A 13,347-nucleotide genomic window follows, 5' to 3' on the forward strand; every position below is an offset into this window, starting at 1 on the left:
AGACTTGGCGGACAAACAAGCGATAGTGGCGGTTACGGCAGTGGTTATAGCAATTTGCGACATGATATGCAAAAATCCGAAAAGCGCTTATTATTTTTAGTTATATGGCGTATAATCCCGCCTGTAAATTGGGGTGTCATTAGTCAAATAGAGAAGAAGTCAATGAGTCAGTTTTTTTACGTGCATCCGGATAATCCGCAGCCGCGTTTGATTAAGCAAGCGATTGAAATTCTGCGCAGCGGCGGGGTGATTGTGTATCCGACCGATTCCGGCTATGCATTAGGTTGTATGATCGGCGAAAAACACGCAATGGATCGGATTGTCGAGATCCGTCAATTGCCGGAAGGGCATAATTTTACTTTGGTGTGCAGTGATTTATCAGAATTGTCGAATTATGCGGTGGTGAGTAATGTGGCATACCGTCTGATTAAAAACAATACGCCGGGGCATTACACTTTTATTCTGACCGCCACCAAAGAAGTGCCGCGGCGTTTGATGACATCAAAACGTAAAACCATCGGCATTCGCGTGCCGGACAATAAAATCGCACTGAGTTTGCTGTCCGAATTGGGCGAGCCGATTTTATCCTGTTCATTGATTTTACCGGGCGAGGATGAAACCCAATATGATCCGGAAGAGATTCGCGATCGTTTGGAAAAACAGGTCGATTTGATTATTAACGGCGGTTATTTAGGGCAGAAGCCAACCACCGTGATTGATTTGACGGATGACACACCGCAAGTGATTCGCGTCGGCAATGGCTCGGTCGCACCGTTTGCATAACCCCATAATCTGACACCCGTGAGGGTGACAACGAGGAATAGATGAAATCAGAAAAAAAATTTAGCTCAAGCCGCAGTAATGTAGCGGGCGGCACACAAGCGAGTGATAAAAAAACCAGTCGAGGCAATAATAGCGCCTTACGCAAGCCGGGCAACCGCACGTTGAGTGAGAAAAAAGGGTCTGCGAAAAAAACACAGCCGGTGGCAGCCCAAAGTGCGGTTAACACGACAAAAGCAGCAACCAAAGCCAATAATCCCAAAACGAAAGTCGTCGGTGAAAAGTTACAAAAAATTTTAGCCCAAGCCGGGCAGGGCTCACGCCGTGAAATCGAAGCCATCATTGCCGAAAACCGTGTTAGCGTAAACGGGCAAATGGCGACACTGGGCGATCGAATTGAGCTCGGCACCGATACGAAAATCCGTATCGACGGGAAGTTGATCAATTTAAACAGCGTGCAAAAGCAGGTTTGTCGGGTGTTGATGTATTATAAACCGGAAGGGGAATTGTGCACCCGCCACGATCCGGAAGGTCGCGCCACCGTGTTTGATCGCTTGCCGCGTTTGAACGGCAGCCGTTGGATTGCGGTCGGTCGTTTGGACATCAATACCTCCGGCTTGATGTTGTTCACCACCGACGGCGAACTGGCAAACCGCCTAATGCACCCGAGCCGTGAAATCGAACGCGAATATTCGGTGCGCGTGTTCGGCGAAGTGGATGAATCGATGTTATTCCGCTTGCGTAAAGGCGTGCAGTTGGAAGACGGTCCGGCGAAATTCAAAATGATTAAAAGCGGCGGCGGGCAGGGGATTAACCAATGGTTTGATGTGACCTTAACCGAAGGACGCAATCGCGAAGTACGCCGCTTATGGGAATCGCAAGGAATTCAAGTCAGCCGTTTGATTCGTATTCGTTACGGCAATATCACCTTATCCAAACAACTGCCGCGCGGTGGCTGGCAGGAAATGGCGTTGCCGGAAGTGAATTATCTGCGTGATTTGGTTGGATTGGCGCCGGAAACCGAAAGCAAAATCGAACAGCACACGCAACGCCGCCGCATGAAAACCGCGAAAATCCGTAAAGCGGTGAAACGCTTTTCGACGCCGAGCAGCAGCCGTCGCCAGCGTAACGAACGTTAAGCCTATTAGAAACAGGAAGTTGCAGCATGAAAATTCAACAATTACGCTATATTGTCGAAATCGCCAATCAAAATCTGAACATTACCGATGCCGCCGAAGCGCTTTATACGTCGCAGCCGGGGATCAGTAAGCAAGTGCGGTTATTGGAACAAGAATTGGGGTTGGAAATTTTTGAGCGTAACGGCAAGCATATTAAAAGTATCACCAGCGAAGGGCGTAAAATTATCGCGATTGCGCGCGAATTGTTGGCGAAAACGCAGAGTATCAAAGCGATTGTCGATGAATTCACCCGCCCTGATCATGGCGTGTTGCGCATTGCGACCACCAACACGCAAGCGCGTTATGTTCTGCCGAGCGTGGTTGAACGTTTTCTGAAACGTTATCCTGATGTCAGCCTGCAAATTCATCAAGGTTCACCGAGCCAGATTTACGATGCGTTGTTGTCCGGCGAGGTCGATTTGGCGATTACCACCGAGGCGCAATACCTGTTTGAAGGCGTGGTGTTGCTGCCGTGTTATAACTGGAACCGTTCGGTGATTGTAACAAAAGATCATCCATTGGCGAGTTGTAACAATCTGACGATTGAAGAGTTGGGGAAATATCCGCTAGTGACTTACACCTTTGGTTTTACCGGCGCTTCGGATTTGTCGCAAGCCTTCAGTAGCAGCGGTATTTTGCCGAATATCGTCTTCACCGCCACCGACGCCGATGTGATTAAAACCTATGTCCGTTTGGGGCTAGGCGTGGGTATTATGGCTTCAATGGCGCACACCCAAGAGGACGGCGACTTGATTGCAATTGACGGGGCGCATTTGTTTAAACCGAGCAGTACACAAATCGCATTCAAGCGCGGTTCGTTTTTACGCCATTATATGTATGACTTCATTAATTATTTTTCCGAACATCTCACCCGTTCAATGGTTGAACAAGCGGAGAAACTGCCCAACAATAGTGCAATTCAGAAACTCTTTAGCGATGTGGAATTGGAAATGCGTTAATTCACCAAAGTGCGGTTTGTCGACCGCACTTTTTTGCTTAACGAATATGAAAATAGGCTAAAGCGTTGGCTTTGACTTCAATCCGTGCCGCTTGCAATAGATAATCAATCGGAATTTGTTCTTTATATACAAAACGTTGGCAAACCGAGATAAACTCCGCCTCAAGATGTTGGGTGTAAATAGCAAAATCCGTGCCCTTGGCATTTACGCCTGCCATCGCGCGCCCAAGCAGTTTGCCGTAAATATGAATGTTGCCATCCGCCGCAATTTCTGCGCCTTGTGCCACATCGCCATGAATAATTAAATCGCTGTTTTTAGCATAAATCGTTTGCCCGCTTGCCACCGAGTGCGCAATGATTTTGGGTTTCACATAGCGGAATTGCGGCATAATATCATCCAAACTGGTGCTTTTGCCTAATGCGGGCAAGTTATAGCTTAATACCAATTCTTTTTCCAAATTATTCTGCCAATTACTCACCCCGATCAGATTAATGCCGGCTTCGGTCAGTAATTGCTGGAGTTTCAGCAAATCGATTTTTGATAAAAATTCATTAAATTGCAGGATAACGGGGACATTCTGGAAAAATAACGGGGATTTTTTGACTTTATTCGTCAGCGCTTTTTTTATTGCGACCAAGCTGGAGCTGTTGATGGTAATCAGAATAGAAGAAAATTGCCCGGTGTGTAATTCGATAATATCTTTTGCCATGTGCACTTTGTCATTTTATGTGAATTTAATATTCTGATAATAGTATAAATTTCGTATAATGTCTCATTTAAATTCACGGGGAACAGCCAATATGTTATCTGCCATTTATAAAAGCCGGCGCCACGCGGGCATGTATTTGTACATTGCCAAGCGCGGGGATTTTTCCGCAGTGCCGCCGGCGTTATTACAACGCTTCGGGCAAGAGGAATTATTGATGTTATTTAATCTAAACGGTGAAAAACCGTTGGCATTGGCGGACAAGCAAACGGTATCACGGCAAATTCAAAAACAGGGGTTTTATTTGCAAATGCCACGGCAGGAAGAAAATTTGTTAGAACAATTTAAGTTACAAAATAGGAAAGCAGATGTTTAAAAAAATACTTCCCCTCGGTTGTTTGGCACTTTTGTTGAGTGCCTGTAGTTCAAGCGGCAGTTATAATGGACAACCGTATAGCAAACCGCGCAGCGTGAATAATTTTCAGGATTACGTCAACTATCTGGAGCAAAGAGCGGTAGCGGAAGGGGTGAGTCCGCGCACGATTGCACAGAAAGGGCAAGGCGTGAATTATATTGCCAAAGCGGTCGAACTGGATAATAGCCAAGCGGAACGGGCACAGCGCAATCGTGATACCCCGGCAGCCCCCAATCCGAACGGCGTGACCAATTATCTCAATCGGGTACTGACCCAGCAAAAAGTCGATATTGCCGCCAAGCGCTATTGGGAACAATTGCCGGCGTTAAATCAGGCGAGCAAGGAATACGGAGTGCCGAATAATTACATTATGGCGCTATGGGGCATGGAAAGTAGCTTCGGTTATTATCAAGGCAATTATGACGTATTATCCGTGTTGGCAACCTTGGCATTTGACGGACGGCGCGAAAAGCTATTCAGCCAAGAATACATCAATGCGCTGAAAATTTTGCAACAAGATGTGATTAGCCGTGAGCGGATGAAAGGCTCTTGGGCGGGCGCAATGGGGCAGTCGCAATTTATGCCGACCTCGTTTTTGCGTTATGCCGTGGATGCTGACGGTGACGGCAGCAAAGATATTTGGAAGAACCAGTACGATGTGTTTGCTTCGATTGCCAATTATTTATCCACCGTCGGCTGGAATAAAAACTTGCCATGGGGCGTTGAAGTGCAATTGGATGAACCGATGTCACTGGATGTTGCCGGTGTCGAGAACAATAAAAAACGCCGGTTATCCACTTGGCAGGCAATGGGGGTGCGTCTGAAAAATTACAGCACCGCCGATATGCAACGCTGGCAGCAGTTGTCAAATACGGATTTATGGCTGGTGCGCCCGAATAAAGAGGTCGGCAGAGCATTCTTGGTCACGAATAACTACCGCACTTTACTTAATTGGAATAACTCCAATTATTTTGCGATCAGTATCGGCATGTTTGCCGATCGCATTGCCCGGCAGGTGGGGCAATAAAAAACTTCAATCTTTTGGAGTAATGTGTTAAAAATAGACAAATTCGGGCAAAGGAGGTTGTAATGTATCAGCACCAAGATATTAAAGGCAGTACCTTGGATTTACCGGTGAGTAAAGTGGTTTGCGTCGGACGCAATTATATTGGGCATATCAAGGAGATGAATAATCCCGTGATAGAAGAACCCTTGCTTTTTTTGAAGCCGAGTACCGCACTTTGTTCTCTAAGTCGCCCGATTTTGATTCCGAAAAAATGGGGGCGGGTCGACCATGAATTGGAAATTGCCGTTCTAATTGGATCGATCTTAACCGATGCCTCGCCGGGACAGGTGAAAAGTGCGGTGGTCGGTTTCGCCGTTGCGCTCGATCTCACGTTGCGCGATATGCAACAGGAATGCAAACAAAAAGGCTGGCCGTGGGCGAAAGCCAAAGGCTTTGATAATTCCTGTCCGATCTCACATTTTGTCCCCGTCGCGCAAGTTCCGGATTGGGATAAAATCCGTTTCAGCTTAAGTGTGAATGGGGAAATCCGCCAAAAAGGCAAATCATCGCAGATGATGCATTCCATTCCGCAACTAATCAGTTACGCCAGCCGTTTTTTCACCTTACAGAAAGGTGATATTGTGCTGACCGGCACCCCGCAGGGAGTTGGCGAGTTGAAAGAAGGCGATCGGTTGGAATTGAAATTAGAAGAATATCAGATTAATACCGTCGTGATTTAAACGGTTAAAATTCAATTTCCAAATCACTTTCCACCTTGCAGCAACACAACAGAATCTCATTGGCGGATAAAAACGCCAATGGCGTTTCCGCATAACTCACTTTGCCACGGAGCAACTTCACGCGACACGAGCCGCAATAGCCGGAACGGCATTGGTATTCATGCGTAATACCGCACTTTTCCAAGCTTTCTAACAGCGAAGTGCGGTTATCGTGTTGGATGGTACGTTGTTGTCGGGGGAGCGTGATTTGGTATATTTTCATACGATATGGGAAAGAAAAAGCGGATAAAATCCGCCTTTTTTATCTTAATCTAATCAACGATTACAAGTTAAAATCGCCAAAATCATCGGCGTCAATTTTAGAGTCGATCTGTCCGACCAGATACGAGCTGACTTCCACCTCTTGCGGCGCAACCTGCACGTTGTCGGAAACTAGCCACGCATTGATCCACGGAATCGGATTCGAGCGTGCTTGGAACGGCAACGGCAAGCCGACCGCCTGCATACGGATATTGGTGATATATTCCACATATTGGCACAGAATATCTTTGTTCAAGCCGATCATTGAGCCGTCTTTGAATAGATAATCCGCCCACTCTTTTTCTTGTTCCGCCGCCGCGACGAACAGATCGTAGGCTTCTTGTTTGCATTCTTCGACAATTTCGCCCATTTCCGGATCGTCTTGCCCTGACGCCATAATATTTAAAATATGTTGCGTACCGGTTAAGTGCAAGGCTTCATCGCGCGCGATAAATTTGATGATTTTGGCGTTGCCTTCCATCAAATTACGCTCGGCAAAAGCAAACGAACAAGCGAACGAAACGTAGAAACGAATCGCTTCCAACGCATTGACGCTCATCAAGCACAGATAAAGTTGTTTTTTCAAACTGCGCAGAGACACGTTACATTCTTTGCCGTCTACGGTATAAGTGCCTTCGCCGTACAGGGTGTAAAGCTGGGTGTCGCGGATAAAATCATCATAATAAATCGAAATATCCTTGGCGCGTTTGATGATTTCTTCGTTGGTCACGATGTCATCAAACACCACCGACGGATCATTCACGATATTACGGATAATATGGGTGTAAGAACGCGAGTGAATGGTTTCCGAGAATGTCCAAGTTTCAATCCAGGTTTCCAATTCCGGAATCGACACCACCGGCAGCAGCGCCACGTTCGGGCTGCGTCCTTGAATCGAATCCAGCAAGGTTTGATATTTTAAGTTGCTGATAAAAATATGTTTTTCATGTTCCGGCAACGCCTGATAATCGATACGGTCTTGCGAGACGTCGATCTCTTCGGGACGCCAGAAAAACGACAGTTGTTTTTCGATCAGTTTTTCAAAGGTTTCGTATTTTTGCTGATCGTAACGTGCCACGTTGACGTTCTGCCCGAAAAACATCGGTTCTAATAGTTGGTTGTTTTTTGTTTGTGAAAACGTGGTATATGCCATAGTTTACCTCAAATTGAATTAAATTTTACACGCGCCGCCGGAGCAACCGTCATCAATATCCTCCTGATTATCGTCCGCACCGTCGCGGGTGTTTTGATAATACAGGGTTTTTAAACCATATTTATATGCCGTCAATAAATCGCCCAACAAACGTTTCATCGGCACTTTTCCGTCTTCAAAGCGCTGCGGATCGTAGTTGGTATTGGCGGAAATTGCCTGATCGACAAATTTCTGCATAATCCCGACTAACTGTAAGTAACCGTCATTGCTTGGAATATCCCACAATAGCTCATAATTTTCGCTTAAATTTTCATAATCCGGCACCACTTGGCGCAAAATGCCGTCTTTGGACGCCTTGATACTGACGTGTCCGCGCGGCGGTTCAATGCCGTTGGTGGCATTGGAAATCTGCGATGAGGTTTCCGACGGCATTAGTGCGGTCAGGGTAGAGTTGCGCAAGCCATGCTCTTTGATTTCTTGACGCAAGCTTTCCCAATCGTAATGCAGCGGTTCTTGAGTGAGGTTGTCGATCTCTTTTTTATAGGTATCAATCGGTAAAATGCCTTGGGCGTAAGTGGTTTCGCTGAAGAAGTTACACGGTCCCAACTCTTTCGCCAATTTATTCGAGGCTTTCAATAAATAGTATTGAATCGCTTCAAAAGTGCGGTGGGTGAGGTCATTGGCACTGCCGTCGGAATAACGCACGCCGTTTTTCGCCAAATAATAGGCATAGTTAATCACGCCGACGCCCAACGAACGGCGCCCCATCGAACCGATTTCCGCGGCTTTAATCGGGTAGTCTTGGTAATCCAACAGCGCATCCAACGCGCGCACCGCAAGCTCGGCCAGATCTTCCAGTTCGTCCAGGTTCTCAATGCTGCCCAAGTTAAAGGCAGACAGGGTACAGAGTGCGATTTCACCTTTTTCATCATGGAAATGTTCCAGCGGTTTGGTTGGCAAGGCAATTTCCAAACAGAGGTTAGATTGGCGCACCGGTGCAACGGCCGGATCAAACGGCGAATGGGTGTTGCAGTGATCGACGTTTTGAATATAAATCCGTCCGGTCGAGGCGCGCTCCTGCATGAGTAGCGAGAATAATTCGCTGGCTTTGACCGTGCGTTTGCGAATGCTGTCGTCCGCTTCGTATTTTTCATATAACACATCAAAACGTTCTTGATCGGCGAAAAACGCTTCATACAAGCCCGGCACGTCAGACGGGCTGAACAGGGTAATATTGCCGTTTTTAATCAAACGCTGATACATCAGTTTGTTGAGCTGCACGCCGTAGTCCATATGGCGCACGCGGTTGTCTTCTACGCCGCGGTTATTTTTTAATACCAACAGGCTTTCGACTTCCAAATGCCAGAACGGATAATAGACCGTTGCCGCGCCGCCGCGTACGCCGCCTTGCGAGCAAGATTTGACCGCAGTCTGGAAATGTTTGTAGAACGGGATACAACCGGTGTGGAACGCTTCCCCGCCACGAATCGGGCTGCCGAGCGCACGGATTGCACCGGCGTTGATCCCGATACCGGCACGTTGCGACACATATTTAACGATCGAGGCCGCGGTGGCATTGATCGAATCCAAGCTGTCACCGCACTCAATCAATACACAAGAGCTGAATTGACGGGTCGGAGTACGCACGCCGGACATAATCGGCGTCGGCAGGGAAATTTTGAAAGTTGAAGTCGCGTCGTAGAAACGGCGTACAAAATCCAAACGGGTTTCCTGCGGATATTGGCTGAATAAACAAGCGGCAACTAATAAATACAAGAACTGCGCCGATTCATAAATTTCACCGGTAACACGGTTTTGCACCAGGTATTTGCCTTCCAGTTGCTTCATCGCCGCATAGGAGAAATTCATATCGCGCCAATGGTCGAGGAAACCGTCCATTTCATCCCACTCTTCGCGGCTGTAATCGGTCAGCAAGGCTTCATCGTATTTGCCCATACGCACCAATTTTTTCACGTGATCGTACAAGCGCGGCGGGTCAAAGTGGCCGTAGGCTTTTTTGCGCAAATGAAACACCGATAAACGCGCGGCCAGATATTGATAATCAGGGGCGTCTTTGGTGATTAAATCGGCGGCTGCCTTGATAATGGTTTCATGGATATCGGAGGTGCGAATACCTTCGTAAAATTGGATATGTGAACGCAATTCCACTTGCGAGACCGATACATTTTCCAAGCCTTCGGCTGCCCATGTAATAACGCGGTGAATTTTATCTAAATCAATCGGTTCCAAGCGTCCGTCACGCTTAGTCACCATCAAGGCTTTATTCATTTGCTTACCTGTTTGTTATCAATTTGGTTGATACGTCGATGATGTTTATTTGAACACTAGATGTAGTATTCCATATAAGACGTGCTACAAGATAATGTGCTTAATCGGAAAGATCAAGTATAAAATTTGTAGTAAAACCGATCAAAAAAGATTGACAGCACGCAACATCAAGCCGGCTTTGCGTTGAGCGGATCGGGCAAATTCGAGCGAAAAATATTTATTGTCAATTTTGTGAAAAGGCGCACAGAAAATGCACTCGGAAAAAGAGAAGTGCGGTCGCTTAACCGCACTTGAAATCGCTTTATTCCAACACCAGCAACGGATCGCCGAGTTTGATTATCCCGCTGTTGAGCGGCACTAAATTGGTGCCGAACACGGGTTGCCCGTCGGCATCGGCGAAATATTTTTTCAGGGTGCGGAACGGTTCGGCTTTCGGTTGCAGTTCGGCGGTTTGCGGATTGCGGGTGGTCAACATACAGCGGATACAGGGTTTGGCATTGATAAACCGCACTTCGCCGATCTGAATGTGTTGCCACTGATTTTCACTGAACGCCGGTGCATTGTCGATCACCAGATTGGCACGGAATTGCGCCATGTTCACATCCACAGGGCAGTGTTGCCGTACGGCGGCGAGGGATTGCAGATTGGTCAGTAATAACGGATAACCGTCGGCGAACGACAGCGCTTGCTCGGGATAACGTTTAATCCGCCGCTGCGAAGCAAAGCCGGTCCAACGTAGCTGCACTGTTCTTTGTAATTTTTCACTAAACCAGTGATTGATGTGTTCAGCTGCAAGCAGAGACTCAAAATGGTTGCCCCAGACTTCGCAGCTGTTTTGCCGTTGGAAATCGGTATAGCGCACTTCAATCGAGCTGCCGTCCGAATGCCGCACCCATAAGCCTTGTGCGGTTGGAAGTGCGGTCAAGGCAAATAAAGCGCCGTCTTTGCGTGCGGTGATGAATTTGCCATCGGGCTCGGTCAACATAAAAGTGCGGTCAAATTCTAAGCCGGAGGGTTGAACCAACGCATTAGACACGCTTGTCGGCCGGGTGGATTTGATCGGGTAGAGGTTGATTTGTGTTACGTTGGTAATCACAGTCATCGGCTTTCCTTAAGCGTTTAAATAACGTCGTTTTAAATTTGGTATTTACTTTTATCACCGATATCGAAATGCAACGGCATGCGCCATTTTTGTACGCTTAAAATTAACAATAATAATGTGGCGATAGCGGAGAGAATTTGGCTGACAAGCATGGCGTGCACCACTAAACTCAACCATAAAAAGGCGAAAAAGAGCGGTTGTAAATTCAAACCGAACACGCGAAAGCAGAAATACTCTTTAAAACAGAGCCCGCCGAGAGTAAAAAACGCCGCACCCAGCCCAAGCCATTGCCAATCCAGCACAAAACAGATTGCCGCGACCCAAGTGGCAAATTGCAGCAGTAAGCGGAAATGTTTCAGATAAATATGTAAGGAAGACGCACATAACACCGCCGCCAACAGTACGCCTTTTGCCGCCCAATCGAAAGAATAAGGCAACAACGCCACCGACGGCACGGCAAGCACAAAACCGCAGCGATACAGGATCACAGTCAGATAATCCCAAAAATCCATTGGCGATTGAATATGCGGATCAGCCATAAAAACCTCATGTAAAAAATCAACGGGATTTCATTCTAGGTGGTGCGCAAAAGAAAGCAAGCGTTTAAAACAAAAAAATCCCGATAAAAATCGGGATTTTCAGTGTATTTGAGAGGTCAAACCGCACTTACGGAATCAACAAGTAGAAGTTGTTATTGCCACGGGTGATATTCAGAGCGACGGCAGACGGTTTGTTATCCAAAATTTTGCGTAATTCGCCGATATTGCTGACCGCTTGGCGGTTGACGCCAACAATCACATCGCCAGGTTGCAAGCCCAGTCGCTCGGCAGGGGATTTCTCCGCCACTTTCACGATTTCAACCCCTTTGCGTCCGTCTTTATCGTAGTTGCCCAACTCGGCGCCGCTTAAGCCCGGAATCAAACTGTTGGCACTGGTTTGCGCCTGTTCGTCCGATTGCAATACCACATCGGTTTTAGCGCTTTTGCCTTCGCGCAGATAAGTCAAACTTACGTTTTTACCGGCACCGGTGGTGGCGATTTTGGCACGCAATTCCGCGAAACTGTTAATCCGTTGTCCGTTGATTTCGGTAATCACGTCACCGGCTTTCAAGCCGGCTTTATCGGCGGCGGAATTCGGCAATACTTCGCTCACGAACGCCCCTTTTTGCGAATCAATGCCAAAGGCTTTCGCCAGATCCGCACTCAGCTCACCGCCTTTAATGCCTAAAATACCGCGGCGTACTTCGCCGAATTCGACGATTTGCTTGACCAGGCTGTTCGCCATATTGCTTGGAATCGCAAAGGCAATGCCGACGTTGCCGCCGCTTGGGGCGATAATCGCGGTATTAATCCCGATTAATTCACCGCGCAGATTAACTAACGCGCCGCCGGAGTTACCACGGTTCACCGCTGCGTCGGTCTGGATATAGTTTTCGTAACTGCCGCCATCCATGCCCATTGAGCGCCCTAATGCCGAAACAATGCCGGAGGTGACGGTCTGCCCTAAGCCGAACGGGTTGCCGATTGCCACGCTGTAATCGCCGACCCGGATTTTGTCCGAATCCGCCAACTTAATCGCAGATAGGTTTTTCGGTTCTTCGATTTGCAGCAAGGCGACATCGGATTGGCTGTCGGCACCGAGTAATTTGGCTTTCAGCTCGCGTCCGTCGTGCAAGGTCAGGGTAATATTGTCTGCTTTATCAATCACATGGTTGTTGGTCAACACATAACCTTTTTCCGCATCAATAATCACGCCGGAACCCAAGCCTTTGAATTCACGCGGGGCGGTATCGCCAAACTCACGCCCAAAGAAGAAACGGAATTCTTCCGGAATCAGGGAGTCTTGCTGCTGTTGTTTGCCGGATACATTGACGGTAACCACGCTTGGCAGCACTTTTTCCAACATCGGCGCCAAGCTTGGCATTTGTTGGGTATACGCCGGTATTTGCGATACGGTTTCCGCCAGACTGGTGACGCTGTTTTCCGTGTTTGCCACTGCCGGCAGGTTGAATAAACTGAGTCCGAGTACAACAGAGGATAGAATCAATTTGCTTTTTTTCATCTTAATCAATCTCTATAAATAAAAAAGTGTGTTAAACGCAAACGGTGAGATCTGCACCGTGCGCATTAATCGTTAAGCCTAACGTTTACATCAGACAGTTGCTTTGCCAAAATGTTCCCTAAAATAAATGGTGTTTTTTGCTGCTTATTCAAGCAACTCTTTTAAATTTTTCTTCATCAAGTGCATTTGCGAGGCATAAAGCTCTTTGTTTTCCGCTTCGTCAATCATATACATAATGGTTTCCGACAGGGTCATACGCATTTTGCGCGAATGTTTCGACAGGCGCGACCACACCGCATAGTCCAAATCAATCGATTTTTTCTTGGTCGAGCGTTTTTCGGCATTGAAAAAGCGTTTACGCCGCGCACGGATCGCTTGATCGAGCTTCACCACCAATTCTGTTGCCAAATGCTGTTGAACCCATGCCTCAATCAATAGCGGGTAGTTTTGCAACTGCAATAATTCGTTTTCTTTTTCGTCTTGCAGGCTTTTTTCCTGATAACGGGTGATGTTTTCGGCATTACGGATTTTTTTGATCAAATATAACCATTTCCAATTGGCTTCTTGATTTTCCAGTTTTTGATATTTCATTCCTGTCACCCTTTTACTGATATGTCTGCTGTAAACGTTACATTGTCACGTTTACAGTGTACGCTTT

The 13,347-nt window shown here is 47.2% G+C and carries 14 protein-coding genes; 6 read left to right on the forward strand and 8 right to left on the reverse strand.

Annotated features, from left to right (window positions below; genetic code table 11):
* Positions 1-162: 162 nt before the first annotated feature.
* Genes ACQ31U_RS11100 through cysB form a run of 3 tightly spaced genes read left to right on the forward strand, consistent with a single transcriptional unit; the run spans position 163 to position 2,917 of the window.
* Positions 163-783, forward strand: a complete 621-nt coding sequence (locus ACQ31U_RS11100) for an L-threonylcarbamoyladenylate synthase (protein ID WP_431052048.1) — start codon at positions 163-165, stop codon at positions 781-783.
* Between the two features lie 41 nt (positions 784-824).
* Positions 825-1,919, forward strand: a complete 1,095-nt coding sequence (gene rluB / locus ACQ31U_RS11105) for a 23S rRNA pseudouridine(2605) synthase RluB (RefSeq protein ID WP_431052050.1) — start codon at positions 825-827, stop codon at positions 1,917-1,919.
* A gap of 26 nt (positions 1,920-1,945) precedes the next feature.
* Positions 1,946-2,917 (forward strand): HTH-type transcriptional regulator CysB, encoded by a 972-nt coding sequence (cysB, locus tag ACQ31U_RS11110; protein WP_431052052.1) that lies wholly within the window; start codon positions 1,946-1,948, stop codon positions 2,915-2,917.
* A gap of 37 nt (positions 2,918-2,954) precedes the next feature.
* On the opposite strand, the gene minC is transcribed toward cysB, so the two are convergent.
* Complete coding sequence (gene minC / locus ACQ31U_RS11115; RefSeq protein ID WP_431052054.1) at positions 2,955-3,626, reverse strand: septum site-determining protein MinC; 672 nt, start codon at positions 3,624-3,626, stop codon at positions 2,955-2,957.
* 91 nt (positions 3,627-3,717) lie between these two features.
* Between minC and ACQ31U_RS11120 the strand changes: the two genes are divergently transcribed.
* From ACQ31U_RS11120 to ACQ31U_RS11130, 3 genes are all read left to right on the forward strand, one after another.
* Entirely contained in the window at positions 3,718-3,999 is a 282-nt protein-coding gene (locus ACQ31U_RS11120; RefSeq protein ID WP_431052056.1) for a YcgL domain-containing protein, read from the forward strand.
* Positions 3,992-5,065, forward strand: coding sequence for a lytic murein transglycosylase (locus ACQ31U_RS11125; protein ID WP_431052058.1), 1,074 nt, complete (start codon positions 3,992-3,994; stop codon positions 5,063-5,065). The genes ACQ31U_RS11120 and ACQ31U_RS11125 overlap by 8 nt, the downstream gene beginning before the upstream one ends.
* Before the next feature lie 62 nt (positions 5,066-5,127).
* Positions 5,128-5,784 (forward strand): fumarylacetoacetate hydrolase family protein, encoded by a 657-nt coding sequence (locus tag ACQ31U_RS11130; protein WP_431052060.1) that lies wholly within the window; start codon positions 5,128-5,130, stop codon positions 5,782-5,784.
* 4 nt (positions 5,785-5,788) lie between these two features.
* On the opposite strand, the gene yfaE is transcribed toward ACQ31U_RS11130, so the two are convergent.
* The 7 genes from yfaE to matP form a co-directional block, all read right to left on the reverse strand.
* Positions 5,789-6,046 (reverse strand): class I ribonucleotide reductase maintenance protein YfaE, encoded by a 258-nt coding sequence (gene yfaE / locus ACQ31U_RS11135; RefSeq protein WP_431052062.1) that lies wholly within the window; start codon positions 6,044-6,046, stop codon positions 5,789-5,791.
* A 60-nt stretch (positions 6,047-6,106) separates the two neighbouring features.
* Positions 6,107-7,237 (reverse strand): class Ia ribonucleoside-diphosphate reductase subunit beta, encoded by a 1,131-nt coding sequence (gene nrdB / locus ACQ31U_RS11140; RefSeq protein WP_431052064.1) that lies wholly within the window; start codon positions 7,235-7,237, stop codon positions 6,107-6,109.
* An 18-nt stretch (positions 7,238-7,255) separates the two neighbouring features.
* The gene (nrdA, locus tag ACQ31U_RS11145) at positions 7,256-9,526 is read right to left on the reverse strand and encodes a class 1a ribonucleoside-diphosphate reductase subunit alpha (protein WP_431052066.1); all 2,271 of its coding nucleotides are present in this window, start codon (positions 9,524-9,526) and stop codon (positions 7,256-7,258) included.
* Between the two features lie 301 nt (positions 9,527-9,827).
* A complete protein-coding gene (locus ACQ31U_RS11150) occupies positions 9,828-10,628 on the reverse strand; it encodes an MOSC domain-containing protein (protein ID WP_431052068.1) in 801 nt (266 codons plus the stop codon).
* Between the two features lie 32 nt (positions 10,629-10,660).
* A complete protein-coding gene (locus tag ACQ31U_RS11155; RefSeq protein ID WP_431052070.1) occupies positions 10,661-11,167 on the reverse strand; it encodes a DUF2301 domain-containing membrane protein in 507 nt (168 codons plus the stop codon).
* Positions 11,168-11,294: 127 nt separating this feature from the next.
* Positions 11,295-12,689, reverse strand: a complete 1,395-nt coding sequence (locus ACQ31U_RS11160; RefSeq protein ID WP_431052072.1) for a Do family serine endopeptidase — start codon at positions 12,687-12,689, stop codon at positions 11,295-11,297.
* 144 nt (positions 12,690-12,833) lie between these two features.
* Entirely contained in the window at positions 12,834-13,280 is a 447-nt protein-coding gene (gene matP / locus ACQ31U_RS11165; RefSeq protein WP_431052074.1) for a macrodomain Ter protein MatP, read from the reverse strand.
* Positions 13,281-13,347 lie beyond the last annotated feature (67 nt).

The sequence above is a fragment of the Testudinibacter sp. TW-1 genome, assembly GCF_050613185.1.
In the GTDB taxonomy this organism is placed as follows: domain Bacteria; phylum Pseudomonadota; class Gammaproteobacteria; order Enterobacterales; family Pasteurellaceae; genus Chelonobacter.